23 protein-coding genes are annotated in these 26,147 nt (G+C 69.1%); 10 read left to right on the top strand and 13 right to left on the bottom strand.

From position 1 onward, the window contains the following. Positions 1–58: 58 nt before the first annotated feature. The 8 genes from galU to cmk all read right to left on the bottom strand — a co-directional run bounded on the left by galU (position 59) and on the right by cmk (position 8,364). Positions 59–940, bottom strand: coding sequence for a UTP--glucose-1-phosphate uridylyltransferase GalU (galU, locus tag ACHWVH_RS10295; protein WP_394687089.1), 882 nt, complete (start codon positions 938–940; stop codon positions 59–61). Then, on the bottom strand, positions 940–2,850 hold the full coding sequence (locus tag ACHWVH_RS10290; RefSeq protein WP_394687088.1) for a polysaccharide biosynthesis protein: 1,911 nt from the start codon (positions 2,848–2,850) through the stop codon (positions 940–942). The genes galU and ACHWVH_RS10290 overlap by 1 nt, the downstream gene beginning before the upstream one ends. Next, positions 2,850–3,839, bottom strand: coding sequence for a glycosyltransferase family 4 protein (locus tag ACHWVH_RS10285; RefSeq protein ID WP_394687087.1), 990 nt, complete (start codon positions 3,837–3,839; stop codon positions 2,850–2,852). The genes ACHWVH_RS10290 and ACHWVH_RS10285 overlap by 1 nt, the downstream gene beginning before the upstream one ends. Next, positions 3,839–5,017, bottom strand: a complete 1,179-nt coding sequence (lapB, locus tag ACHWVH_RS10280) for a lipopolysaccharide assembly protein LapB (protein WP_017910701.1) — start codon at positions 5,015–5,017, stop codon at positions 3,839–3,841. Before lapB ends, ACHWVH_RS10285 begins: the two co-directional genes overlap by 1 nt. Before the next feature lie 6 nt (positions 5,018–5,023). Beyond that, positions 5,024–5,323, bottom strand: a complete 300-nt coding sequence (locus tag ACHWVH_RS10275; RefSeq protein WP_010342891.1) for a LapA family protein — start codon at positions 5,321–5,323, stop codon at positions 5,024–5,026. Positions 5,324–5,396: 73 nt separating this feature from the next. After that, positions 5,397–5,702 (bottom strand): integration host factor subunit beta, encoded by a 306-nt coding sequence (locus tag ACHWVH_RS10270; RefSeq protein WP_010342890.1) that lies wholly within the window; start codon positions 5,700–5,702, stop codon positions 5,397–5,399. A gap of 80 nt (positions 5,703–5,782) precedes the next feature. Further along, positions 5,783–7,462 (bottom strand): 30S ribosomal protein S1, encoded by a 1,680-nt coding sequence (gene rpsA / locus ACHWVH_RS10265; RefSeq protein ID WP_010342889.1) that lies wholly within the window; start codon positions 7,460–7,462, stop codon positions 5,783–5,785. Between the two features lie 230 nt (positions 7,463–7,692). Then, on the bottom strand, positions 7,693–8,364 hold the full coding sequence (gene cmk, locus ACHWVH_RS10260; RefSeq protein WP_394687086.1) for a (d)CMP kinase: 672 nt from the start codon (positions 8,362–8,364) through the stop codon (positions 7,693–7,695). A gap of 172 nt (positions 8,365–8,536) precedes the next feature. On the opposite strand from cmk, the gene ykgO reads away from it, so the two are divergent. The 5 genes from ykgO to ACHWVH_RS10235 all read left to right on the top strand — a co-directional run bounded on the left by ykgO (position 8,537) and on the right by ACHWVH_RS10235 (position 12,790). Continuing rightward, positions 8,537–8,662, top strand: coding sequence for a type B 50S ribosomal protein L36 (gene ykgO / locus ACHWVH_RS10255; protein WP_010342887.1), 126 nt, complete (start codon positions 8,537–8,539; stop codon positions 8,660–8,662). Positions 8,663–8,789: 127 nt separating this feature from the next. After that, a complete protein-coding gene (locus ACHWVH_RS10250) occupies positions 8,790–9,119 on the top strand; it encodes a hypothetical protein (RefSeq protein ID WP_394687085.1) in 330 nt (109 codons plus the stop codon). Positions 9,120–9,287: 168 nt separating this feature from the next. After that, positions 9,288–10,325, top strand: coding sequence for an agmatine/peptidylarginine deiminase (locus tag ACHWVH_RS10245; RefSeq protein WP_394687084.1), 1,038 nt, complete (start codon positions 9,288–9,290; stop codon positions 10,323–10,325). A gap of 141 nt (positions 10,326–10,466) precedes the next feature. Next, complete coding sequence (locus tag ACHWVH_RS10240) at positions 10,467–11,351, top strand: carbon-nitrogen hydrolase (protein ID WP_394687083.1); 885 nt, start codon at positions 10,467–10,469, stop codon at positions 11,349–11,351. Positions 11,352–11,497: 146 nt separating this feature from the next. Next, positions 11,498–12,790 carry a TraB/GumN family protein gene (locus tag ACHWVH_RS10235; RefSeq protein ID WP_148829478.1) on the top strand — a complete coding sequence of 431 codons (1,293 nt, stop codon included), beginning with the start codon at positions 11,498–11,500 and terminating at the stop codon, positions 12,788–12,790. 131 nt (positions 12,791–12,921) lie between these two features. Here ACHWVH_RS10235 and ACHWVH_RS10230 read toward each other — a convergent pair whose 3' ends face one another. The 3 genes from ACHWVH_RS10230 to ACHWVH_RS10220 are packed head-to-tail and all read right to left on the bottom strand — an operon-like array spanning position 12,922 to position 20,629. Continuing rightward, a complete protein-coding gene (locus ACHWVH_RS10230; protein ID WP_394687082.1) occupies positions 12,922–16,008 on the bottom strand; it encodes an efflux RND transporter permease subunit in 3,087 nt (1,028 codons plus the stop codon). Beyond that, complete coding sequence (locus ACHWVH_RS10225) at positions 16,005–19,511, bottom strand: efflux RND transporter permease subunit (RefSeq protein WP_394687081.1); 3,507 nt, start codon at positions 19,509–19,511, stop codon at positions 16,005–16,007. Before ACHWVH_RS10225 ends, ACHWVH_RS10230 begins: the two co-directional genes overlap by 4 nt. After that, the gene (locus ACHWVH_RS10220; protein WP_295914039.1) at positions 19,511–20,629 is read right to left on the bottom strand and encodes an efflux RND transporter periplasmic adaptor subunit; all 1,119 of its coding nucleotides are present in this window, start codon (positions 20,627–20,629) and stop codon (positions 19,511–19,513) included. Before ACHWVH_RS10220 ends, ACHWVH_RS10225 begins: the two co-directional genes overlap by 1 nt. Positions 20,630–20,823: 194 nt before the next feature. Here ACHWVH_RS10220 and ACHWVH_RS10215 point away from each other — a divergent pair, with 194 nt between their 5' ends. Then, the gene (locus ACHWVH_RS10215; protein WP_026143839.1) at positions 20,824–21,207 is read left to right on the top strand and encodes a cytochrome c; all 384 of its coding nucleotides are present in this window, start codon (positions 20,824–20,826) and stop codon (positions 21,205–21,207) included. A 7-nt stretch (positions 21,208–21,214) separates the two neighbouring features. Further along, positions 21,215–21,676: a cytochrome c gene (locus tag ACHWVH_RS10210; RefSeq protein WP_017911097.1), complete on the top strand. Its 462-nt coding sequence runs from the start codon at positions 21,215–21,217 to the stop codon at positions 21,674–21,676. A gap of 350 nt (positions 21,677–22,026) precedes the next feature. Here ACHWVH_RS10210 and ACHWVH_RS10205 read toward each other — a convergent pair whose 3' ends face one another. After that, positions 22,027–23,748 carry a transmembrane repetitive protein gene (locus ACHWVH_RS10205; protein ID WP_394687080.1) on the bottom strand — a complete coding sequence of 574 codons (1,722 nt, stop codon included), beginning with the start codon at positions 23,746–23,748 and terminating at the stop codon, positions 22,027–22,029. A gap of 13 nt (positions 23,749–23,761) precedes the next feature. Further along, on the bottom strand, positions 23,762–24,358 hold the full coding sequence (locus ACHWVH_RS10200) for an NfuA family Fe-S biogenesis protein (protein ID WP_017915596.1): 597 nt from the start codon (positions 24,356–24,358) through the stop codon (positions 23,762–23,764). 86 nt (positions 24,359–24,444) lie between these two features. On the opposite strand from ACHWVH_RS10200, the gene ACHWVH_RS10195 reads away from it, so the two are divergent. The 3 genes from ACHWVH_RS10195 to zupT all read left to right on the top strand — a co-directional run bounded on the left by ACHWVH_RS10195 (position 24,445) and on the right by zupT (position 26,130). Further along, positions 24,445–24,786, top strand: coding sequence for a 4a-hydroxytetrahydrobiopterin dehydratase (locus tag ACHWVH_RS10195; protein WP_017910810.1), 342 nt, complete (start codon positions 24,445–24,447; stop codon positions 24,784–24,786). A gap of 5 nt (positions 24,787–24,791) precedes the next feature. After that, entirely contained in the window at positions 24,792–25,223 is a 432-nt protein-coding gene (locus ACHWVH_RS10190; protein ID WP_152236258.1) for an energy transducer TonB, read from the top strand. Positions 25,224–25,308: 85 nt separating this feature from the next. Beyond that, on the top strand, positions 25,309–26,130 hold the full coding sequence (gene zupT, locus ACHWVH_RS10185) for a zinc transporter ZupT (protein WP_394687079.1): 822 nt from the start codon (positions 25,309–25,311) through the stop codon (positions 26,128–26,130). Positions 26,131–26,147 lie beyond the last annotated feature (17 nt).

Raw genomic sequence — 26,147 nt, 5'->3', positions numbered from 1 at the left:
ATCAGTTCCTGAAGCTCATTGGCCCGTGCGCCGCCTACAGCGGCGCACGGCACCAGGCTTACTCCTCGGCGAGCATCTGGGTCAGCTTCTCGCGCGCCGGCCTGGCCAGCTTCTTGTTCTCCAGCGCAAACCGGATGGTCGCCTCGACCAGGCCCAGGTGGGTCCCGCAGTCGAAACGGGTGCCCTCGAAACGGTAGGCGTCCACTTCCTCGCTCTTCAGCAGCGCGGCGATGGCGTCGGTCAGCTGGATCTCGCCGCCCGCACCGGTGCCGGTGCTTTCCAGCAGTTCGAAGATCTTCGCGCTGAGCACGTAGCGCCCGACCACCGCCAGATCGCTCGGCGCGTCCTCCGGCTTGGGCTTCTCGACGATCTGCGCGATGCGGCCCTTGCGGCCGTCGAAGGCCTCGGTGGCCACGATGCCGTAGCTGGCGGTGTTCTCGTGCGGCACGTCTTCCACCGCGATCACGCTGGCGCCGCTGCGTTCGTTGAGATCGGCCATCTGCTTCAGCGCGCCGTCGCCACGGTTCCAGATCAGGTCGTCCGGCAGCAGCACCGCGAACGGCTCGTCGCCGATGACCGACTTGGCGCACAGCACGGCGTGGCCCAGGCCCAGCGCTTCAGCCTGGGTCACGAAGATCGCGCGCACGCCGTCCGGCAGCACGTGGCGGATCATTTCCAGCTGCTCGTGCTTGCCGGCACGCTCCAGCTTCTGCTCCAGTTCGTAGGCCTTGTCGAAATAATCCGCGACCGCGTGCTTGTAGCGGTTGGTGACGAAGATCAGGGTGTCGCACCCGGCTTCGATCGCCTCGTCCACGGCGTACTGGATCAGCGGCCGATCGATGATCGGCAGCATTTCCTTGGGAACGGTCTTGGTGGCGGGAAGGAAGCGGGTACCCAAACCTGCCACCGGGAATACTGCCTTGCGGATTCTCTTGCTCATCAGAGCCTTCTGGCCTCGCGTGCGGGGAATGGAACGATGGTAGCGGAGCCGTCGTGACCATCTTGCTGACGCAAGGGCGCGAACTCCGGCATGGTCATGCGCAACACCTTCTCGATGGTGTCGCTGTCGTAGTCGGCCACGGCGGCGCGCAACTGCTGCACGCCGCGCAGCACGTCCTCGCGCGAGAAGCTGCGCACGCCGGCCTCGAGGATCTTCGGGTGCGAGGTGGGCCGGTAGTTCTCGTCGGCGTAGAACAGCGTCTCGTGCAGCTTCTCGCCCGGACGCAGGCCGGTATAGACGATGGCGATGTCGCGCCCGGGCTGCTTGCCCGCCAGGCGGATCATCTGCTCGGCAAGCAGGCGGATCGGCACCGGCTCGCCCATGTCCAGCGTATAGATGGCGCCATGCGACGCCGAGGCCGCCGCCTGCACGATCAGCTGGCTGGCTTCGGGAATGGTCATGAAGTAGCGCGTCACCTGCGGATCGGTGACCGTCACCGGGCCGCCCTGGCGGATCTGCTCGCGAAACAGCGGCACCACGCTGCCGGCAGAGTCCAGCACGTTGCCGAAGCGCACGGTGACGAAGCGCGTGCTCACCGCCTGGTCGTCCAGCGACTGGCACACCATTTCGGCGTAGCGCTTGGAGGCGCCGAGCAGGTTGACCGGATTGACCGCCTTGTCGGTGGAAATGAACACGAAGGTGGAGACCTTGGCCGCGACACAGGCGCGCGCCACGTTCTCGGTGGCCAGCACGTTGTTGCGCACCGCCTCGCGGCACTGCCGCTCCAGCAGCGGCACCTGCTTGTAGGCGGCGGCATGGAACACCGCGTCCGGCTCGGCCACCTGCATGGCGTGGCGGATCACCGCCGGATCGCCGCAATCGCCGAGCACGCAGTCGATCTCCAGATCGGGGAACGTGCGGTGCAGGTCGGCATGGATGGTGATCAGCGCCAGCTCGTTGATCTCCAGCAGCACGATCTTGCGCGCGCCGTGACGCGCGCACTGACGGCACAGTTCCGAGCCGATCGAGCCGCCGGCGCCGGTGACCAGCACGGTCCGCCCGGACAACCAACCCTTGATCAGCTTCCAGTCCGGGGTCACCGGCTTGCGCCCGAGCAGGTCCTCGATCGCGACCTCCTTGAGTTCGCCCGGCAGGTAATGTCCGTCGAGCACATCGAGCAGGCGCGGCACGGTGCGGAACGGCAGGCCGGTGCTTTCGCAGATCGCCACGACGCGCTGCATGCCGGCCGCGTCAAGAGACGGAATCGCGATGACCAGCAGCTTGGCCGCGGTTTCCTTGGCGATCGCGCCGGCCTCGTCGATCCGGCCCAGGATCGGCAGGCCCTGCAGCTTGGCGCCGTGCAGGTGGCCGGCATCGTCGACGAAGCCGACCGGGTGATAGGCACCGGAACGGCGCAGGTCGCGCACCAGTGCCTCGGCCGCCCGGCCGGCGCCGACGATCAGCACGCGCCGCGCGGTGTCGTCCGAATGGGCGATCTGGTAGTCCTTCCAGGCGCGATACAGCAGCCGCGGCGCGCCGAGCAGCGCCGACAGCGCGAACGGATACACCATCAGCACAGAGAGCGGGATCGCGTCGAAGCGGCTGTAGGCCAGCCCCAGCACGATCGCGACCAGGCCGTAGAAGCTGGCCTTGAAGATATTGAGCAGGTCCGGGACGCTGGCGAAGCGCCACAGGCCGCGGTACAGGCCGACCTTCCAGAACACCAGCCCCTGCGCCACCAGCACGATGGCGGTGTTGAGGTTCCACAGCGGCAGCGGGTGCTCGCCGGGAAGCATGGTGTAGCGCGCGGCGTGCAGCAATTGCCAACAGACCCAGACGATCGCCAGATCGTGGACGACCACGGAGGCCTTGGGAAACAGCTCGGTGACTCGGTCGCGCGTGGAAAGCATCAGTGATCCGTGAGAGTTCGGCGCATCCGGTTGCGCAAGGCCAGCCAAAGCACACCTGCCGAACAGAACCAGGCGATCATCAGACCGGCCTGCGTGCCCGCATCCAGGGGCCTGCCCAGCCGCGCAATTGTAATCGCGACAATGCTGAACAGACCGTAGGCGAGCGTGACGACAGTATGGCTACTGCCGGTGTGTACCCAACGCTGGTAGAAATGTTGCGCGTGCGGTTGCCACCAGCGTTCGCCGGCGAGCATGCGCGAGACGAGCGTGAAGCCTGCGTCGATGGCGAAGGCCGACAGCGGCAATGCCGGCAGCCAGGGCGCCTGGCCGCCGGCGACGAGGCACCAGGCGAACAGCGCGGCGATCAGGTAGCCAAGCGCGCCACTGCCGACATCGCCGAGGAAAATGCGCGCCCGGGGGTAGTTGAACGGCAAAAATCCCGCGCAGGCCACCAGCAGCACCCAGCACGGCCAGCGCAGCGGCGCCGGCAGCAGGCAGGCGAATCCCAGGGCGGCGAGCATCGCCTGGCTGCTGGCCAGGCCATTGATGCCGTCCATGAAATTCCAGATATTGATTAGCGAAACCGTCGCCAACCACACCAGCGCGACCATCCACAGCGGCTGGCTCGCCTTGTAGACAAGTGCAGCCAGCAGGGTCGCGGCGACCGCATGCACCAGCAATCGCAGCGCTGCCGACAGCGAACGGTGGTCGTCCCACCAGCCGACGCCGGCGACCAGCACCAGGCCGGCGGCGACGGTGGCGATGCCCCCGCCGTGCTGCGGCCATTGCAGGGCCGCCCAGCCGCAGGCCAGCAGCACCGCCGCCACGATCGCCACGCCGCCGCCGCGCGGCGTGGCCACGGTGTGGCTGCGCCGCTCGCCGGGCGCGTCCATCAGCTTGCGTTTGAGTGCGTACTGGCGCGACAGCCAGGTGCCGGCCGCGCTGAACACCCCAAGCGCCAAGAGCAGCGCGGCTCCTGCGATGGGCACTACACCACCGCGTAGTTGAGCAGGGGCTTGACCGTGCCCCACTCCTTGCAACTGGGGCATTGCCAGTGGTGGGTGCGCGCGCCGAAGCCGCAGCGGGTGCAGCGGTAGCTGGGATTGCGCACCAGCAACTGGTCGGTGATGTGCTTGAGATCCTGCAGGGTCGCGGTGGAATCGGCGCCCTCGGCCAGGGTCAGGTCGATCAGCGCGGACTCGCCGCGCACCGACGGCCGGTCCTTGAGCTGCCGGCCCAGGTAGGAACGCGCGGCGGAAATGCCTTCCTGCGACTCCATCAGGCGGGTCAGCGCCAGCACCGGCGCGATGCCGCGGTAGTGCTCGGTCATCTCCGACAGGAACGCGCGCGCGCCGCTGAGATCGTTGCCGCGGCGGTAGCACTCCATCAGCGCCGGCATGATCTCCGGCAGGTAGTCCGGGTCGTGGCGCGCGGCGCGCTCGAAGGCGCGGATAGCGGCCTCGTCGTTGCCGTCGTCGACATCGATGCGCCCTTCCAGGATGCCGGCACGCACCGACTTGGCATCGGCCTGGTAGGCGCGCGCGATCGCCTCCCGCGCCAGATCGTTCTTGCCGGAGGCGCGGTAGCGGTCGGCCAGCTCGCATTCGAACTGGGCGATCAGCTTGCCCATCGGCTCACCGGTCACCTCTTCGTAGCGGGTGGCGTTGTCGATGGCCTTTTCCCAGTCGCGTTCGGCCTGGTAGATGCCGATCAGGTGCTTGAGCGCCTGCGGCGCACGCTGGTCGATCTGCGCCAGCTCGGTGAACACGGTTTCGGCGCGGTCCAGCAGCCCCGACTTCATGTAGTCCTCGCCCAGCGCCAGCAAGGCCTGCACGCGCTGCGCGTCGCTCAGATCGCCGCGCTGGACCAGGCCCTGATGCAGGCGGATGGCGCGGTCGACCTCACCGCGGCGACGGAACAGGTGGCCCAGCGCGACCTGGGTCTCGAAGGTTTCCTTGTCCAGTTCGGCGATGTGCAGGAACAGCTCGATCGCCTTGTCCGGCTGCTCGTTGAGCAGGTAGTTGAGGCCGCGGAAATAGGTGCTGGACAGCCGGCTGACCTGGGTATCGCCATGGCGCTGGCCGCCACGGCGGCCGATCACCCAGCCGCTCAATGCCGCCAGCGGCAGGAACAGGAAGAACCAGAACCACTCGGTCAGAAAGTCCATCGAAGATCAGCGTCCGTCCAAGGGCTGGTGGGCGTGGGGGGAGACCGGCGCGACGGCCGGCGCAGCGGCGTTCGCGGCCTTGTTGGCGCGACGCAGCTTGGCATACAGGGGGATCACCAGGGCCGCCAGGACCAGCGAGGCGCCGATCAGCACGCCGGCGAACAGCGAGACGATGATGGCGATGCCGGAGGTGGTGGCGATGCTGGAGAACACGAAGTTGATCTGGATCGGCTGCGAATTGAGCGACCCGATGACCAGGCCGGCCAACAGCAACACCAGCAGGATCAGCAGTCGTGCGATCTTCATGAGCAACTCCAGCGTCGGGAGACACTAGATTAGCCGAACAGGCGTGGATTCCGGCAAGCGCCGGACGCCGGGCTCAGGGCGTGTCGGATTCGACCGGGACGACGCCGCTCACGCGCTCGCGCAGCTCCTTGCCGGGCTTGAAATGCGGCACGTGCTTGCCGGGAAGCGCGACGGACTCGCCGGTCTTGGGATTGCGTCCCAGGCGCGGCGGCCGGTAATGCAGGGAAAAGCTGCCGAAGCCGCGGATCTCGATGCGATCGCCGCCGGACAGGGCGCCGCCCATCATTTCCAACAACGACTTCACCGCCAGATCGACGTCGTCCGACTTCAGATGCGCCTGCTTGCGCGCCAGGATTTCGATCAGCTCGGATTTGGTCATTTACGGATGCGTGCAGTGGGGTCGCAACCTGGCACGGCCCGGGAACACCGGGCCGTGCCAGTAACGCTGCGTGTGGCGGATTACTCGGACTTGTTGCCGTTCAGCTGCGCACGCAGCAGCGCGCCCAGCTGGGTGGTGCCGCCCGACGCGGACTGGTATTCCTCCAGCACTTCGCGCATTTCGGCATCGTCCTTGGCCTTGATCGACAGTTGCAGGGTGCGGCCCTTGCGGTCCATGCCCACGAACTTGGCTTCGATCTTGTCGCCGACCTTCAGGTGCTGGCTGGCGTCGTCGACGCGCTCGTTGGCGATGTCGCGCGCGGCGACGTAGCCTTCGATGCCGTCGGCCAGGTCGATGGTGGCGCCCTTGGCGTCCACTTCACGCACCACGCCCTCGACCTTCGAGCCCTTCGGGTTGGCGGCCATGTACTGGCCGAACGGATCCTGCTCCAGCTGCTTGACGCCCAGGCTGATACGCTCGCGCTCCGGGTCCACCGCCAGCACCACGGCTTCCAGCGTGTCGCCCTTCTTGAAGTTGCGCACGATGTCTTCGCCGGTGGTGTTCCAGCTGATGTCGGACAGGTGCACCAGGCCGTCGATGCCGCCGTCCAGGCCGATGAAGATGCCGAAGTCGGTGATCGACTTGATCTGGCCGGACACCTTGTCGTTCTTCTTGTGGGTGGCGGCGAAGGTCTCCCACGGATTGGCGGCGACCTGCTTCATGCCCAGCGAGATGCGGCGACGCTCTTCGTCCACGTCCAGCACCATCACTTCGACTTCGTCGCCGACCTGCACGACCTTGGACGGGTTGACGTTCTTGTTGGTCCAGTCCATCTCGGACACGTGCACCAGGCCTTCCACGCCCGGCTCGATCTCGACGAACGCGCCGTAATCGGTGACGTTGGAGACCTTGCCGAACACGCGGCTGTTGGCCGGGTAACGACGCGCGATGTTGTCCCACGGATCCTCGCCCAGCTGCTTCAGGCCGAGGCTGACGCGGTTACGCTCGCGATCGAACTTCAGCACGCGCACGTCCAGCTCGTCGCCGACGTTGACCACTTCGGACGGATGGCGCACGCGCTTCCAGGCCATGTCGGTGATGTGCAGCAGGCCGTCGATGCCGCCCAGGTCCACGAACGCGCCGTAGTCGGTCAGGTTCTTGACCACGCCCTTCAGGATCGCGCCTTCCTGCAGCTTGTCCATCAGCTGCTCGCGCTCTTCCGAGTGCTCGCTCTCGACCACCGCACGACGCGAGACCACCACGTTGTTGCGCTTGCGGTCCAGCTTGATCAGCTTGAACTCCAGTTCCTTGCCTTCCAGGTAGGCCGGGTCGCGCACCGGGCGCACATCCACCAGCGAACCGGGCAGAAACGCGCGGACATCCTTGATGTCCACGGTGAAACCACCCTTGACCTTGCCGCTGATGCGGCCGGTGATGGTCTCGTTCTTCTCCAACGCTTCTTCCAGCTCGTCCCACACCATGGCGCGCTTGGCCTTCTCGCGCGACAGCACGGTCTCGCCGAAGCCGTTCTCGAGCGAGTCGAGCGCGACCTTGACCAGGTCGCCTTCGGCGACGTCGATTTCGCCAGCGTCGTTACGGAACTGCTCGATCGGCACGATGCCTTCGGACTTCAGGCCGGCGTTGATCACCACCACGTCGCCGCGGACTTCCACGACGGTACCGGTGACGATGGCGCCGGGCTTCAGCTTGGCCAGGTTGGCTTGGCTGGCTTCGAACAGTTCGGCAAAAGATTCGGTCATTTGAAATTACTCTAGTGGACACACGGACAGGGCGTTTTCTTCTGGAAAACAGCGACTGTCCACCTGTTAGTCGGCCCGAACAGCGGCCGGGTGTGGAATGGAAAAACCGCAGCGCGGAATTGCGCAGCGGAGCCTTTGACGCTATCGGTGGAACATGGATGTTGCGGGTGTAACGAGGAACCGGTGGCGTGCATGACGCCACCAAACTGCTGCCCTGCCCTGCGTGCCGCTCAGACCGGCAGCAACTGCAGGACGCGGCCCACCACCTGGTCGATGTCCATGCCGGTGGTATCGAGGAGGACGGCATCGTCTGCCGGCCTCAGCGGGGCCACCGCGCGTTGCGCATCGCGTGCGTCGCGGGCCATGATCTCGCGCAGCAGGTCGTCGAATATAACCGAAACCCCTTTTTCCTTCAACTGCTTATGCCGGCGCTGGGCGCGCTCCTCGGCGCTGGCGGTCAGGAACACCTTGTACGGGGCGTCCGGAAAAATCACCGTCCCCATGTCGCGGCCGTCGGCGACCAGCCCCGGCGGGGTGCGGAAGGCGCGCTGGCGCTGTTTCAGCGCCGCACGCACCTCGGGGATGGCGGCGATCGCCGAGGCCACCGCACCAGTGGTCTCCAGGCGCAGCTCGTCGGTGGCATCGGCGCCGTTGATCCGCACCCGCAGGCCGCCATCGGCGACCTCGTCGAAATCCACCCGGGTGTCGAACGCGCAGCGCACCAGGGCGGCGGCGTCGGAAATGTCCAGATTGGCCCAGCTGGCCGCCACCCCGACCGCCCGGTACAGCGCCCCCGAATCCAGGTAATGCCAGCCCAGGCGGGCGGCGACGATGCGGCTGACGGTGCCTTTGCCGGCCCCGGAAGGGCCATCGATGGTCAGGACGGGAGCGGGCTCGTTCATGCGGTTCCTCGGACGGGGGGCGGCGCATTGTAGCGCCGACGCCGGCCGGGCTGGCGCAAGCAGTTGAAACCATGAAGAAAACCAGGCTACAATCGCCGGCTTACTGATCCCGCGCCATGGTTTCGGCCGTGCCGCCCTCCTTCGAATCCACAAGTTTACGCCGAGGTGTGCCATGAAAGTCCTGTCCTCCCTGAAGTCGGCGAAGGCCCGTCACCGCGACTGCAAGGTGGTCCGCCGCCGCGGCAAGGTCTTCGTGATCTGCAAGTCCAACCCCCGTTTCAAGGCGCGTCAGCGCTGATCCGACCCGGCCTGCCCTGCCGCGCCGCGCGCAGCGATGGCCGGTCGTCGACGAAAGCCGCCTTCGGGCGGTTTTTTGTTATCGAAGTTTGCTGTAATCGGCGCTCGTCCTCTGGGGAGTACACGTGATGAAGCATCGTCTGTCCGTCCTGCCGCTGCTGGCCGTGTTGGGCCTGGCCGGCGGCGCCCACGCCGAGACCCTGCTGGTCGACCGGGTCAAGGAAGAGCCCGCCGCGGCGCTGCCGACCCGCGGCCTGAGCATGGCCCAGGTGCAGGCGCGCCACGGCGCACCGCAGCAGAAGCTGGAGCCGCGTGGCGGCCAGAAGCGGCAATGGCCGACCATCAACCGCTGGGTCTATCCGGCCTTCACCGTGTACTTCGAGAGACAGAAGGTGGTGGACGTGGTCGCCAACAAGGCCGACGCCAACGAGATCGGCCCGAAACCCGCGATCCGCTGACGCCGACCCTGCGCCCGGTCGCGCGTGCGCCTGGCCGAGCACCCCAGCACTGCCGCGTCGCGGTCGCCCAGCCGCGGCGCGGCGCAAAGCTCCCGCGCCCCGCCGGTGCGGGATACGAACGACACACACCCTGGCGCGATGCCGGGCACAACCTGAGTAGTGGTCGCAATGTCTGATCGTCTTCGCCTTCCCGCCGAATGGGAGCCCCAGTCCGCCATCCTGATCGCCTGGCCGCATGCCGGCACCGACTGGGCCGAGCGCCTGGCCGAGGTCGAGGAAACCTACATCGCCCTGGTCGCGGCGATCGTGCGTTTCCAGCGGGTGCTGATCTGCGTGGCCGACGCCGACCTGCAGATCTACGCCGAGGCGCGGCTGCGCTCGGCGCGGGTGGACATGCAGCGGGTGCGCTTCGTCGAGGCCGAGTACGACGACACCTGGCTGCGCGATTCCGGCCCGATCACCCTGGCGCGCGCCGGCGGCGGCTTCCAGCTGCTGGACTTCCGCTTCACCGGCTGGGGCGGCAAGTTCCAGGCCAGTCGTGACGACCAGTTGGTGAGCGTGCTGGCCGAGCAGGGCCTGTTCGCCGACAGCGACGTGCGCCGCATCGACTTCGCCCTGGAAGGCGGCGCCATCGACTGCGACGGCGCCGGCACCCTGCTGACCACCTGGCAGTGCCTGCACGAGCGCCACCCGCAGCGCAGCCGCGAATCGCTCAGCCACGATCTGGCCGACTGGCTGGCGCAGCAGCGCGTGCTGTGGCTGGACCACGGCTACCTGGAAGGCGACGACACCGACGCGCACATCGACACCCTCGCCCGCTTCGCTGGCCCCGACGCCATCGTCTACCAGGCCTGCGACGACGCCGGCGATTCGCACTACGCCGAGCTGCAGGCGATGGGCGCCGAACTGGCCGCATTGCGTACCGCCGAGGGCGCGCCCTATCGCCTGTTCCCGCTGCCGTGGGCGCAGCCGGTGATCGATCAGGGCCGGCGCCTGGCCGCGTCCTACGCCAATTTCCTGATCGTCAACGGCGCGGTGCTGATGCCGGCCTACGGCGACGCGGCCGATGCGCAGGCGCAGGCGGTGATGGCGCAGGCCTTCCCGCAGCACGAGATCGTGCCGATCCCCTGCCGCGCGCTGATCTGGCAGAACGGCAGCCTGCACTGCATCACCATGCAACTGCCGGCCGGACTGCTGGCGGACTGAACCGCCGCGCCTGCGCCGCACGCCGGCGCAGCACCGAGCACCCGCGCCGCCGCCACGCGTGGCGCGGGATTCATCTCCCCGGAACCTGCCGCGCGGCCATCCGCGCTACCATGCCGGTTTACCGCGAACCTTGATTCCGCAATGACCCGAACCACTCTTTCCGTCGCGCTGATCCAGGAGCGCAACCACGGCGACGCCGCGGCGAACCTGGCAGCGATCGAATCGCGTGTGGCCGAGGCCGCCGCGCAGGGCGCGCAGCTGGTGCTGCTGCAGGAACTGCACAACGGCGCGTACTTCTGCCAGCACGAATCGGTGGACGAATTCGACCTGGCCGAGCCGATTCCCGGCCCCAGCACCGAGCGCCTGGGCGCGCTGGCCAAGCGCCATGGCGTGGTCCTGGTCGGCTCGCTGTTCGAGCGCCGCGCCGCCGGCCTGTACCACAACACCGCGGTGGTGTTCGAAAAGGACGGCAGCCTGGTCGGTAAGTACCGCAAGATGCACATCCCCGACGATCCGGGTTTCTACGAGAAGTTCTACTTCACCCCGGGCGATCTGGGCTTCACCCCGATCCAGACCTCGGTCGGCCGCCTCGGCGTGCTGGTGTGCTGGGACCAGTGGTACCCGGAAGCGGCGCGGCTGATGGCGCTGGCCGGTGCCGAACTGCTGCTGTATCCGACCGCGATCGGCTGGGATCCCAACGACGAACAAGCCGAGCAGGAACGCCAGCGCGATGCCTGGATCCTCAGCCATCGCGGCCATGCCGTGGCCAATGGCGTGCCGGTGCTGAGCTGCAACCGGGTCGGCCACGAGCCGTCGCCGCTGGGCGCGTCGGGCATCCAGTTCTGGGGCAACAGCCACGTGCTCGGTCCGCAGGGCGAGTTCATCGCCGAGGCCGGTGGCGAGCCGACCGTGCTGGTCTGCGACGTCGACCTGCAGCGCAGCGAGCACGTGCGGCGGATCTGGCCATTCCTGCGCGACCGCCGCATCGATGCCTACGGCGACCTGCTGAAGCGCTACATCGACTGACCCGCAGCGCCGTGCCGGGTCTTCGCTTGTGCAGCGCCGTTGACTGCGGCGCGGCGCGACCCGGCCGCAGGCGCCCATGCCTGTCGCGGCCGATGCCCTCACACCCCCATGCCCGCTGAGCCCCGGCGCCGACGAGGCGCCCTCCGATGAGTGATGGAATGAACGAACTTTCCCAGGCCGACGGCGACGATGCGCTGTTCGACGGCCAGCCGTACCGCATCGTCGAACGCGATGGCATCCGCTACACCCTGCTCGGCACCGCACACGTGTCCCTGGCCAGCGTCGCCGCGGTGGAACGGGCGATCGGCAGCGGCCGTTTCGATGCGGTGGCGGTGGAACTGGATCCGCAACGCCTGCAGGCGCTGACCGACCCGGACGCACTGACCAAGCTGGACCTGGTGCAGGTGATCCGCAAGGGCCGCGTGGCCCTGTTCGCCGCCAATCTGGCGCTGGCCGCCTACCAGCGGCGCCTGGCCGAGCAACTGGGCATCGAGCCCGGCGCTGAACTCAAGCGCGCAGTCCTGCTGGCGCGCGAACGGCAACTGCCGGTGTACCTGATCGATCGCGAAGTCGGCCTGACCTTCAAGCGCGCCTCCAGCCGGCTCGGCTTCTTCGGCAAGCTGAAGCTGGCCAGCGGCCTGCTCGGCGGCTTGTTCGCCTCCGACGAGGTCGGCGAGGCGGAGATCGAGAAGCTCAAGCAGGGCGACATGCTCGAAGCCAGCTTCGGCGATTTCGCCAGCGAGAGCCCGGCGCTGTACGACACCATCATCGCCGAGCGCGACCGCTACATGGCCACGCGCCTGCGCGAGGAACAGGCGCAACAGCGCGCGCTGCCGCTGGCCGGCAATGCCGAACCGCTGGATGGCGCCCCCGGTGCCGGCGTGCGCGACGTGCTGGCGGTGGTCGGCGCGGGCCACCTGGCCGGCCTGGCGCGGCACCTGCAGGGCGACCAGGACGACCCGGCGACGCTGCGCAAGGCGCTGGAAGAGGTGCAAACCAAGAAGAAGGTGCCGTGGATCACCCTGACCCTGACCGCGCTGGTGCTGGGCGGCGTGGCCTGGGGCTACTGGCACGGCGGCTTCGCCCTGGGCACCGACCTGCTGCTGCAGTGGGTGCTGTTCACCGGCGGCCTGGCCGGGCTGGGCTGCATCCTGGCCGGCGGGCATCCGCTGAGCGTGATCGCCGGCGCCATCGCCGCGCCGCTGAAGCCGTTCCGCCCGGGCGTGCCGGCCGGGGCGTTCAGCGCCCTCGTCGAAGTGCACATGCGCAAGCCGGCCTATGGCGATTTCCTGGCGCTGCGCGACGATGCGCAGAATCTGCGCGGCTGGTACCGCAACCGCGTCTCGCGGGTGGTACTGACCTTCCTGCTGACCAACCTGGGCAGCATGCTCGGCGTGTGGCTGGCCGGCTTCCGCATCTTCGGCAAGCTGGCGGGTTGAACACCCGCCGCGCGGCGGCGGCAACTGTCACCGCGCGGGTTCGCCTTCGTGGGAGGGACTTCAGTCCCGACGCCTCGGCGGTACGACGTCGGGGCTGAAGCCCCTCCCACAGGTGGTCTGAAGCCTCCGGATCAGGACACCATCTGCGCGGCCACGTCGCGACGCCCACGCGCATGACGCACCAAGCCCGCCACGCCGTTACTCAGATCGTCCAGGATCGCGTAGATGGTCGGCAGGAACAGCAGGCTGACCACGGTCGAGAACGCCAGGCCGCCGGCGATCGCACGCGCCATCGGGTAGTAGGCCGGGCCGTCGCCGAACATCTGCGTGGTGGTCAGCGAGATCGGCACCATCGCCAGGATCGCCGTGCCCATGGTCATCATGATCGGGCGAAGGCGCTCGCGCGAGCCTTCGATCAGCGCCTCGGTGCGGCCCAGCCCGCGCCGGCGCAGGTTGTTGATGTGCTCGATCATCACGATGCCGTTGTTCACCACCACGCCCATCAGCACCAGGATGCCGATGAAGGCCATGATCCCGAAGCTGGTGCCGGTGATCCAGAATAGCCAGAACACGCCGAACACCGAGAACAGCACACCGCTCATGATCGCCACCGGGAACAGCAGCGATTCGAACATCGCGGCCATGACCACGTAGATCATCACCAGCGCGATCAGCAGATTGAACAGCATCTGCTTGCTGGCCTGGTCGTCGTCCTGGCCGTCCGCGCCGTCGAAGCTGTAGCGGTAGCCGACCGGAAAGCTGACTGCGTTGAGGGTGTCCTCGATCGCCTGTTTGGCTTCCGGCGCGGTGACCTTGGCGCCGAGGTTGGCGGTGATGGTCAGCGTGGTCTGCCGGTTGGTCCTGGCGATCTGGGTCGCGGCCGCGCGCGGCTGCGTCTCGACCAGGCTCAGCAGCGGCACGCTGCGCCCGTCCTGGGTGCGCACGTTGAAGCTGTCCAGGTCTTCCGGCGAGGTCTGCTCGGCACCGGCGAAGCGCACCCACACCGGCACCTCGTTGTCGCCATGGCGGAACTCGCGCAGCGACGCGCCGCGCAGCGCCAGGCCGACGAAGCTGGCGACCTGCTCGGCGCTGAAGCCGAACGCGGCGGCGCGCTCGCGGTCCACCCGCACCGCCAGTTCGGCGCTGCGATCGCCGCTGTCCACGCGCACGTCGCGCAGCTCCTTGCGCCGCGCCAGCACCGGCACCACGTCGTCGGCGAGCGCGCGCAGCGCCTCGGTGGAATCGCCGACCAATTGCACCTGCACGGTCTGCCCGCCGCCGTTGCCGCCATCGCCGCCGTTGCTGTTGCCGACGTGGAAATCCACCCGCGCCGAGCGCGGCAGTTCCTTGCGGATGCGTTCCATCAGTGCCGGCAGGTCGCGGACCTGCTTCAGATCGACGGTGAGCGTGGTGCTGCTGCCCTCCTCCTCGCTGAACCAGGAATACACCTGGGTCACGTGGTACTGCGCGCGGCGCGCGTCGATGAAGCGTTCCAGCCGGGTCACTTCCTCGGCCATCTGCTCGCGCGTGTAGGCGCCCTTCCACTGGTAGCCGATGAAGACCTGCTCGCCGCCGTCGCCGCCGAACATGTCCTTCTTGGTCTGCAGCATCGGGATCACGCTCAGCGCGCTGATCAGCACGATCGCGCACACGCTCCAGCCACGGTGCGCCAGCGACCAGGCCAGCACCCGCGCGTAGCGGCGCTGCAGGCGCGGGATCAGCCCGTCCGGGGAATGCACCAGCGCCGGGGTGCGCATGCGCGCCGACAGCATCGGGATCAGGCTCACCGCCACCAGCCACGACGCCAGCAGCGACACCGAGATGGTGATGGCGATCTGCGACATGAAGATGCTGATGTTGTTGGTCTCGCCGAACAGGTTCGGCAGGAACACGATGCAGTGGCACAGGGTGCCGGCCGACAGCGCGATGGCGACATTGCGGGTGCCGAGGATGGAGGCGCGCTGCGGCTGGTCGGGCATGCGCTCGCGCTCCTGATAGATGCTCTCCACCACCACCACCGCGTTGTCCACCAGCATGCCCACCGCCAGCAGCAGGCCCATCATGGTCAGGATGTTGAGGGTGACCCCGGCGAAATACATGAAGCCCAGGGTGATCGCGAAGCAGATCGGGATCGCCAGGGTCACCATCAGGGTCGACGGCCAGTGCCGCAGGAAGAAGAACAACACCGTCACCGACAGCAGCAGGCCGACCGCGCCGGCTTCGGCCAGCTCCGCCAGCGACGAGGTCACCGCCTTGCCCTGGTTGTCGATGACCTTGATCTGCACGTCGCTCAGCGCCGGCTGCTTGCGGATCTGCTCGACCTCGGCCAGCACCGCGCGCGAGACCTCGACCAGATTCGCGCTGCGCTCCTTGAACACGTCCAGGCCCACCGCCGGACGCCCGTCCAGGCGCCGGCCGTAACTCATCCGGGTCGGCTTCAGCCGCACCTCGGCGATGTCGCCCAGGCGCAGGCCCTTGGCGTCGATGACCAGGTCGCGCAGTTCCTGCAGGTCGCGCAGTTCGCCAACCGGCTGCACCCGCAGGCGCTGGCCGTTGTCGTCGATCTGCCCAGCCGACAGCGAGAAGTTGAGCTTGCCCAGGCGCTCGCTGAGCTGGTTGAGGCTGAGGTTGTGCGCGCTGAGCCGGTCCGGGGCGATGGCGATCTCGACCTCGTTCGGCGGCGCGCCCGATACCGACACCTTGGCCACCCCGGGAATGCGCTCCAGGCGGCGCTTGAACTCGCGATCGAGCATGTCGTACGCGCCGGTCAGGTCGGCCGCGCCGGCCAGGCGTACCTTCAGCACCGGCTGGTCGCTGCTGGACCACTTGAACACGTTGTAGCGCCGCAGGTCGGCCGGCAGGTCGGCGCGGATCGCGTCGATGCGCTCGCGCGCATCGGAGGCGGCGATGGCGATGTCGCGGTCCCAGTCGGAGAACTCGATGAAGATGTTGGCGCCGTCGGCGGTGGCGGTCGAGCGCATGCGCTTGATCCCGGTCATCGTCGCCAGCGCTTCCTCGGTCGGCCGCACCAGGTTGCGCTCGACCTCGTCCGGAGTGGAGCCGGTGTACGGCAGCTGCACGAACAGGAACGGCGCGGAGATGTCCGGCAAGGCCTCCAGCGGCAGGCGGAAGGCGGCGATCAGCCCGACCACCACCAGCGAGACGAAGCACATGATGGTGGTGACCGGACGGCGGATGCTGAACTCGGCGACGCTCATGCCGGCGCGCCCTCGCCGTCCTGCAGGCGCTGCTCGCCGTTTTCACGTTGCCGCGCACGCCGCCCGCGCTCGGCGTAGTACGCGTCGGCGCGGCGGTCCAGGCGGTCGTAGACCACCGGGATCACCAGCAAGGTCAGCAGCGTGGACACCAGCAGCCCGCCGATCACGGTGATCGCCATCGGCGCGCGCACCTCGGCGCCCTCGCCGCTGGCGATCGCCAGCGGCAGGAAGCCGAACAGCGTGCACAGCGTGGTCATCACGATCGGCCGCAACCGCGAGCGTGCGCCTTCGATCAGCGCCGCGCGCTTGGCCACGCCCTCCTCGCGCAACTGGTTGACCTTGTCGATCAGGATGATCGCGTTCTTGGTCACCAGGCCCACCAGCAGGATCAGGCCGATGAACACCACCACCGACACCGGCTTGCCGGTCAGCAGCAGCGCCAGCACCGCGCCGACCAGTGCCAGCGGGATGGTGAACAGGATGACGAACGGATGCAGCAGCGACTCGAACTGCGAGGCCATCACCAGGTACACCAGGAACACCGCCAGGCCGAACGCGAACAGCAGCGAGCGCGCCGACTGCGCCAGTTCCTCGCCCTGCCCGCCGATGTGCATGCCGACGCCGGCGCCGAGCGGATCGCGCGCCACCATCTCACGCACCTCGCGCACCGCCGTGCCCAGGTCGATGTCGCGCAGATTGGCCGAGACGATCGCCACGCGGATCTGGTCGGCGCGGTGGATCTCGCTGGGACCGGTGGTGGCGACCACGTCGGCGACCGCGTCCAGCGTCACCGGCCGGCTGCTGCCCGGGTTGACGATCAGCCGGCGGATGCTGTCGACGCTGGCGCGGTCGCTCTGTTGCGCGCGCACCAGCACGTCGATCTTGCGGTCGCGGAAGCTGTAGCGGGTGGCGACGTCGCCGCGCACCTTCTTCACCACCACGTCGGCGATCTGCCGCGTGGTCAGTCCCAACGCACCGGCACGTTCCTGGTCGAAGCGGATCTGGATCTCCGGAAAGCCCTCCTCCACCGTGGATTTGACGTCGGCGAAGTGGCCGTTGCCGCGCAGCAGCGCCGCCAGCTTCTGCCCGGCGTGCTGGATGGTCTGCAGATCCTGGCCGCGCAGTTCGATCTCCAGCGGCGTGGAGAAACTGAACAGCTCCGGCCGGCTGAAACCGACCTGCACGCCCGGATGGTTGCGCATCGTCGCGCGCATGCGCTCGCTCTGCTGCGCCTCGAACTGCGCGCTGCCGCCGCCGGCCATGGCGATGGTCAGCTTGCCGATGTTCTCGCCGCTCTCGGTGGGGTTGGCGTCGAGCCGGGTGCCGCTGCCGCTGACCCCGTACAGCGCCTGCACGCCCGCGTCCTTGCCGTGCACCTCCTGCAGTTCGCGCACCAGCGCATCGGTCTGCCGCAGCGGCGTGCCGGCCGGCAGCTTCACCGTCATCTCGAAGCGGTCCTGCGCCAGCTGCGGGATCAGGTCGGCGCCCAGCAGCGGCGCCACCGCCAGGGTCGCGGCGAAGGCCAGCGCCGCCAGCCCCAGCACCCAGCCGGGACGCGCCAACGCACCCGGCAGCAGCCGCAGATAGCCGCGCTCGGCCAGCGCGTACGGCGCCATCGCCAGGGCGCTGGCCTTGCGCATCACCGGGGCGACCACCGCCACCGCACCGCGCCACAGCCGCACGCACAGCCAGGCCGCGCCGAAGAACACGCCGCGCACCGCCGCACCTGCGCCGCGCCGGCTCCAGGCCAGCGGCTTCAGCCAGCCGCGCCGCGGCTGCCAGTGCGGCGGCGCCGGCTCCACCGGGAACGCCAGCGGCGCACGGCCCTTCAGCGAGCTGAGCATCGGGATCAGCGTCATCGACACCACCAGCGAGATCGCGATGGCGATCGCCACGGTCAACGCCTGGTCGCGGAACAGTTGCCCGGCCACGCCCTCCACGAACACCAGCGGCAGGAACACCGCGATCGTGGTCAGGGTCGAGGCGACCACCGCCATGCCCACCTCGCGGGTGCCGACGATCGCCGCATCGAGCACGCTCAGCCCGCGCTCGCGCGCCTTGGCGATGCTTTCCAGCACCACGATCGAATCGTCCACCACCAGGCCGGTCGCCAGCGCCAGGCCGCCCAGCGACATCACGTTGAGGCTCAGGCCGAGCCGATCCATGAAGAAGAACGTGGTCACGATCGACACCGGCAGCGACAGCCCGATCACGAACGTGCTCCACCCATCGCGCAGGAACAGGAAGATGATCAGGATCGCCAGCAGGCCGCCGATCACCGCGTCCTTCTTGACGTCGCCGATGGCGTGTTCGATGAAGCGCGACTGGTCTTCCAGCGTGGTCAGTTCGGCGTCGGCGGGAATCTGCGCCTGCAGCTGTTCCAGGCGCTTGCGCAGCGCCGCCGCGGTGGCCACGGTGTTGGCGTCGCCTTCCTTGTAGATCGCCAGTTCCACCGCCTCCTTGCCGCCCAGGCGGATGATCGCCTCGCGCTCCTTGTAGCCTTGCCGCACCTGCGCCACGTCCTTGAGCCGGATCGGCATGCCGCCGGCGACGGTGGTGGTGGTGCTGGACGTCGCGCTCTGCGCCGCCGAGGCCGCCGCAATCGCGGCTTCCGAGCCGGTGGAGGCGGCGATCGCATACATCTGCTGCAGGGCCACGTCGGCCGCGTTGCCGCCGGCGCCCTGGGTGGTCAGCAACAGGTTGCGAATCTCGTCCAGGTCGGCGAACTGGTTGACCGTGCGCACCAGGTAGCGCTGCGTCCCCTGCTCCAGGCGTCCGCCGGAGAGATTGACGTTCTCGTCCTTGAGCCGCGCGATCACCGTGTCGATCGGCATGTTGAGCTGCGCCAGCCGCTGCTGGTCGATATCCACTTGGATCTCGTCCTCCAGCCCACCGCCGACCTTGACCGCGGCCACGCCCGCCACCGGCTCCAGCTTCTTCTTCAGGTCCTCGTCGGCGTAGCGACGCAACTGGGTCAGCGCGCGCACCGCCTCGGCGTCGGTGTGCGCGGCGGTCTTGCTCGACAGCACCAGGCGCATGATCGGTTGGGTGGAGGGATTGAAGCGCAGCAGCACCGGCGCCTTGGCCTCCAGCGGCAGCGACAGCGCCTCTATCTTGTCGCGCACCTCCAGGCTGGCCTGGTCCATGTTGGTGCCCCAGGCGAACTCCAGCACCACGTCGCTCTGCCCGGTGCGCGAGACCGACTTGAGCTTGCGCAGGTTCTTGACCACGCCGACCGCTTCTTCGACCGGCTCGGTCACCAGCGTCTCGATCTCCGACGGCGCGGCGCCGGCGTACTCGGTGCGCACGGTCAGGGTCGGATAGCTCAGGTCCGGCAGCAGGTTGACCTTGAGCCCGTGCAGCGCGATCGCGCCGAACAGCAGCATGGTCAGCGTGATCATCGCGATGGTCACGCGACGGCGGGTGGCGAACTCGACCAGGCCGCCGCCTTGCGCGGCGGCGGGCGCAGGCGGTGCGTGCGCGTCGGAATCGGCGCCGTGCATCAGCGCGCTCCGGCGGTGGCGGCCGGGGTGGCGTCGGCAACCTCGCGCTGCGGCGCGATCACCTGCACGCGGCTGCCGTCGCGCAGCGCGACCTTGCCGGCGGTGACCACCTGGTCGCCGGCCTGCAGGCCCTGGCGGATCTCCACCCACGGCCCTTCGGCATAGCCCAGCGTCACCGGCACCCGCGCGACCTTGCCGGCGACCACACGGAACACCGCCGGCTCGCCGTCGTCGAGCAGCGCCAGCCGCGGCACCACCAGCGCATCGGCGCGCTGGTCGTAATCGATGCGGATGCGGCCGAACATGCCCGGCTGCAGCGCCTCCGCCCCTTCGTCGAAGGCGCAGACCACGCGGAAGGTGCCGCTGCCGGCATCCACCACCGGCGCGATGCGGTCGACCCGGCCGCGGAACTGCTTGCCCGGCAGCGCATCGGCCAGCAGGGTCACCGGCTGCCCGGTCTTGAGCGTGGCCAGTTCGCGCTCGGGCACGTTGAGCGTGGCTTCCAGCCGCGAATCGTCGACGATGCGGAAGATCGGCGTATTGATCTGCACGAAGTTGCCGGTCTTGATCGAGCGCGAGGCGATCACTCCGGAGATCGGCGCCACCACCGTGGCATAGGACAGTTCCAGCGCCGCCAACTGGTGTTGCGCGCGCACGTTGGCCAGGTCGTACTTGATCTGGTCGACGTCGGCGGCGCTGACCAGTTGCTGGCCCACCAGCTGCTGCGAGCGGCGGTAGTTGTTCTCCAGCTTGCGCAGTTGCGCCTCGCTCTGCGCCAGCGCCAGCCGCGCGCGGTCGGGGTCCAGCCGCACCAGCGGCTGCCCGGCGCGCACCTGCTGGCCTTCCTCGGCCAGCACCGCCAGGGCCACGCCGGAGGTCTTGGCCACCACCTGCGATTCGGCGCGCGCCTCCAGCGCCGCGGTGCCGCTGTAGCTGGCCGCCACCGCACGGCGGCTGGCCGCCGCCACCTCCACCGGCACCGCCTCCGGCGCCTTTTCGCTGTCGGCGGCCTTGGCCTTGGCCTCCGCCGCCGGCTTGCAGCCGCCGAGCAGCAGCGTGGTGGTGACCAACAGCGCGGCAGCGCAAGTGGCAGTGCGGCGCGTGAGCGGTCGCGTCATCGTCGTGTCCTTGGTGGATGGCGTGAATGGTGTTGTAGATAAGTAGATCACCAATCGACGTCGTGCCGAATGCCCCAAAGGTCACGGGTCGCCCACCGCCGCCAGTTTCGGAGCCGCGAAAGGTGAGGCTATACTCGGGCCGTTCCGTGTTCCCCCACGCCGGAACCCCAATCCGTCCTCCGGACCACGAAACCATGCGCACGCAGCCGCTAGCCGCTTGTTTTGCTCTGGCCGTACTCGTTTCTGTTGGGGCCGCCCCGGCCATGGCGCAGACCGCGCCGGCGCCCGCCGCTCCCGCCGCCGCAGCCGCGGCACCCGCGCCTGTTCAGGGCAACGCGGCCAACGGCCGGGTGCTCACCTACACCTGCCAGGGCTGCCACGGCGTCACCGGCTACAAGAACGCCTATCCCAGCTACCGCATCCCCAAGATCGGCGGGCAGTCGGCGCAGTACCTGACCCAGGCGCTGACCGAATACCGGCTCGGCAAGCGCAAGCATCCGACCATGCAGGCCCAGGCGGAAAGCTTCTCCGACCAGGAGATCGCCGACATCGCCGCTTTCCTGTCCACCCTCAAGTAGGCCTCCCATGCCGAACGCCGCGCACGCCTTGCGTCCCGCCCTCGTCCTGCTTGCCGCCCTGTGCCTGGGGGCCTGTTCGCAATCGCAGGTGGAATCCACCAGCAAATCCGCCGGCGACCCTGGCCACGCCAGCGGCGAGCACGGTTCCGGCTCCTCCGCCGGCCTGCCCGGCGGGCGCATCGACGCCGGCGACAAGCTGGCCCACGCCAAGGGCAAGGCCACCGGGCAGAGCTGCATCGACTGCCACGGCGCCGACGGCAACGCGCCGATCGACCCGACCTATCCCAAGCTCGGCGGCCAGTACGGCGATTACCTGGCACACGCGCTGCAGGCCTACCGCGGCGGCACCCGCACGCATCCGCTGATGAGCCCGCAGGCAGCGCAGCTGAGCGACCAGGACATCGCCGACCTGGCGGCCTACTTCGGCTCGCGCAGCAGCCAGTTGCGCGATTTGCACGGCGTGAATTGAGCGCACGGCGCGCAGGGACCTCGCACGCCACATGACGCGCGCGGTCGCCTGCACCAGGCTGCGCCGAGCAGCGGCGACGGGACCGCGCACAGCGCGTGCTCCGGATGCGCCGCCATCGACGCGTGACCAGCTCGCCGCCACTTTCGCGTGGTGCGCGATCCGGTGGCGCTTCGACCCTATCCAACGACGTGAGGCACACACGTAAGAGCGGCTTCATCCGCGATGAGCCCTCGCAGGCAACGCCGTGCCAGCTGAAGTCGTCCACTCGGACCAAACCGCGCCCGGTCCGCGTGTGCCGCAGCTGGTGATGTGCGGCGCCCGCATGTGTGAGCGGGCGGGTACCCCACCACTCAGCGACTGCCGTTGTCTTCCTGCAGCTCGCGCTTGAACGGCACGTTCGGCGGCGGCCGCGCGCCAGCCGGCTGCTCGTTGAGATTGGGGTCGGTGATGCTGCAGCCGCCGCCCACCTGCAGAATCGAGACCACACAGGAAATGCTGCTGGTGGTGCCCGGAATCGGGATCTTCACCGACTTGATGCCGCGCCGCACCCACTCTTCCAGCAGCGTCGCGTTCGGCAGCCAGTATTTGTCGAACGAGGTCGGCGTGTAGTCGTACGGCGGCCGCTTGAGCCATTCCCCGGCCTTTTCGATGCGCTCGCGCGTCCAGGTGTCGGTCTCCGAGCCAGGCGCGCTGCGCGCCGGTGCCTGGTCGTTGCCGCGGCCATCGGCCAGGCGCACGCTGCCGTCGGCATTGAACAGGCCGCCGCCCTTGCTGGCGCCGGCACCGGCATCGCCGGGGCGGTTGCGTGCGGCCGCGCCCCAGTCGTCGCCGCGCTGCGGCGTGGCCCAGCTGCCGTCACGTGCGACCGGCGCCGGACCGCTGCCCGGACTCACGGCCTGGCTGCCGGGCGGCGCGGTGCCGGCCGCGGGCGCAGTCGGCTTGGCAGTCGCACTGGCCGCAGCGCTGGCAGTGCCGGCCGGCGCCGGCTGCGGGGTCGGCACGCTCGCCGGCGTCGTGTCCGAGCTTGCGGCCGGGGCCGCCGCCGGTGCCGGCGTGGGTGCGCTCGCGGTGGCGGTGCTCGGCGCCGGCACTTCGATCTGCCGCACCTGCGGCACGTCCGCACTGCGCAACACCGGCGTGGGCGTCGGCGTGCGCAGCTGTGGTGCGGGAACCTGCACCTGCGGCAGCGGTGTCGGCACTTCCCGTTCGCGCACCTGTACCTGCGGTGCGACTGGGCGCGGCACCGCGATGTCGCGCGGCCGCAGTTGCGCCACGGTCGGCACGTCGGTGACCACTTCGACCTCGCGCACCGGCACCTGCACGTCGGGCGGCACCACCGCGCGCGGTGGCGTCACCGGGACACGCGCGCGCGGTGGCGGCGGCAGTACGAAGTCGCGGGTGGGCGTCGGCGTTTCGGTCACCTGCAGCGGCTGCTCAACCGGCGGCGGTGGCGGCGCACTGGCCGTGGTCGGCGCGGGCACCGGCGGAGCCGGCGCTGGCTCCGCGGCCGGTGCAGGCGCGGGCGCTGCAGCGGCCGGCGGCGTCGGGCTCGCACGCGACACGGCGCGCTGCGCACGCGGCGGGGTCGGCGACGTCGCCTCCGTGGATGCGGCCGCTTCGGCCGGCGCCCCGCCGCCGCTCTCGGCGGGCGTGCCGCGGCCGACGAATTCCACCTGCACGCGTCCAGCCTGGTCCGCATCGGTCAGCGGCGGCAGCCAGCGCACGAACGCCACCCACAGCAGGAAGATGGCGAACAGCAGATGCAGCAGCAGGCTGAGCAGCACGGCGATGCGCCGCCACCAGCGCTGGTCGTACGGCGCCGGATCCCAGTGCTGCCACCACAGCCGGCGGAACGCCTGCCACAGCGGCAAGGCCGGCAGGCGCAGGGTCGCCGGCGGCTGCGCCAGCGGCATCGCCGCGATCAGTTCGGGGGCCGCGAACGGCCGCGGCAGCGCAGGCTGCGCCGCGATCCAGTGCGCCCATGCATACGGCAGGCCGGTGCGGCGATCGCGCAGCAGCTTGCGCGGCGTGCGCGCCAACAACACATCGAGGATGTCGGTGGCGCGCGTCACCGGCAGCGGGACGTCAGGCGGCCGAATCGCGCGGAATGTAGGGAGCGCTGCCGCTGTCGTGGTCGGTGGCGTCGCGTACCGCGGTCACCCCGGGCACGCGGCCCATCAGCGTCTTCTCGATGCCCTGCTTCAGGGTCACGTCGGCCATGCCGCAGCCGTGGCAGCCGCCGCCGAAGCGCAGCAGCACCACGCCGTCGGCGGAGACTTCCTGCACCGCCACGCGGCCGCCGTGCTGGGCCAGCTGCGGATTGACCTCGTTCTCCACCACCCAGCGCACCCGCTCCACCAGCGAGGCCGCCTCGCCCGGGGCTTCGCCCTTGATCTTCGGCGCCTTGATGGTGAGCTGCTGGCCGGTGCCCTGGGTGACGTAGTCGATTTCGGCGCCGTCGAGCCAGCCGACGCTGTCGGCCGCCACGTACAGGGTGAAACCGTCACAATCGATCGCCCATTCGTCGCCGGCCAGGTCCGCCGGCTCGGCGAACTCCAGCCGCGCATCGGCACGCGGGGTGCCGGCATCGACCGCGCTCAGGCGCACGCCCATGCCGGGCACGGCCTCGCGTTCGAGCAACTTGCGGAAATGGGCCTGTGCGTTGTCTGAGATCTGGATCATGCGGGTATTCTAGACCCTTCCACGCCCTGCGCTCATCGCGGGCGGTATCTTGACCGGCCCTGTCCGTTCCACCGCAGAGACCTTCCATGAACGACCTGATCCCGCTCGCCCAGGCCCATTGCTCGCCCTGCAAGGGCAGCGAATACAGACTGACCCAGGCGCGCCTGGCCGAACTGCTGCCGCAGGTGCCCGGCTGGGAAGTGGTCGAGAACGGCAACGCGATCAGCCGCACCTTCCGCTTCCCCGACTATTACCGCACCCTGGCCTTCGTCAACGCACTGGCCTGGATCGCGCACCGCGAAGACCACCACCCCGACCTGGGCGTGCACTACGACCGCGTGGTGGTGCGCTATTCCACCCACGACGTCGGTGGCCTCAGCGAGAACGACTTCATCTGCGCCGCCAAGGCGTCCGCCCTTCCGGAATGATCACGATGACCGCCACCGCCCGCCATCTGCTCCCCCTGGCCTGCCTGAGCGCCGTGCTGCTCAGCGCCTGCGGTCAATCCCAGCAATCCCAGCAACACACCGTGACCCAGCCGCCGACCGAGGTCGCCGCGGTGAAGACACCGCCGCCGGACTACCCGATCGACGTGGCCTGCGCCGGCATCGGCGGCACCGTGGTGCTGAAGGTGGTGGTCGGCGTGCAGGGCAAGCCCACCGAAGTCGACGTGGTCACCGGCAGCGGCCAGGCCAAGCTCGACGCCTCGGCGCAGGAAGCGGTGCGCGGCTGGACCTTCAATCCCGCTACCCGCAACGGCCAGGCGGTGCCGTGGACCATCCAGGTACCGGTCAACTTCAATCCGCCGCAGCCGCGCCCGGACCGGTGCTTCGCGCTGGACGCGCAGGCGCACAAGGCCGGCTGAGCCACAGGCGCGCACCGCGCGCCTTCACGCGACACCGGCACCGCGCCGGGTCTGATCGACGCCTCTTCCTCGGAGCCGCCGGCGCATGCTGGAGATCCCACTGCACAATGTCCTGGTCGCGCTCGCCGTGACCCTCGGCGCCGGACTGGCCACCGGCCTGGGCAGCGTGCTGGTGTTGTTCAGCAAGGGACCCAATCCGCGCCTGCTCGCCTTCGGCCTGGCGTTCTCCGCCGGCGCGATGGTGTATGTGTCGCTGACCGAAATCCTCGGCAAGTCGATCACCGCCTTCAGCGCCGCCTTCGATCCGCGCCTGGGCCAGGCCTATGCCACCCTGGCATTCCTGGCCGGCATGGTGCTGATCGTGGTCATCGACCGGCTGGTGCCCAATCCGCACGAAAGCCTCAACAGCCGCGATCCGCTGTTCCGCGACGACAACCGCGCCTACGTCAAGCGCGTCGGCCTGCTCACCGCGGTGGCGATCACCGCGCACAACTTCCCCGAAGGCCTGGCCACCTTCTTCGCCACACTGGAGAGCCCGGCGGTGGGCATGCCGCTGGCCTTCGCCATCGCCGTGCACAACATCCCCGAAGGCATCGCCATCGCGGTGCCGGTGCACTACGCCACCGGGCGCAAGTCCTATGCCTTCGCCGCCAGCCTGCTGTCCGGCCTGGCCGAGCCGATCGGTGCGCTGATCGGCTACGTCGCGCTGGCGCGCTTTTTGTCCGAGGCGGTGTTCGGTGCGGTGTTCGGGCTGATCGCCGGGGTGATGGTGTTCCTGGCCCTGGACGAATTGTTGCCGGCCGCCAAGCGCTACGCACAGGGGCACGAGACGGTGTACGGCCTGGTCGCAGGCATGGCCACGCTGGCGCTCAGCCTGGTGCTGTTCCGACTGTCCGCACCGGTCTGATGGCAGCGGCCGACGCC

It is taken from the genome of uncultured Xanthomonas sp. (assembly GCF_964278005.1).
Lineage (GTDB): Bacteria > Pseudomonadota > Gammaproteobacteria > Xanthomonadales > Xanthomonadaceae > Xanthomonas_A > Xanthomonas_A sontii.
Note: the sequence above shows the minus strand (reverse complement) of the source record. Positions and strands in the feature narration are given on the sequence as shown.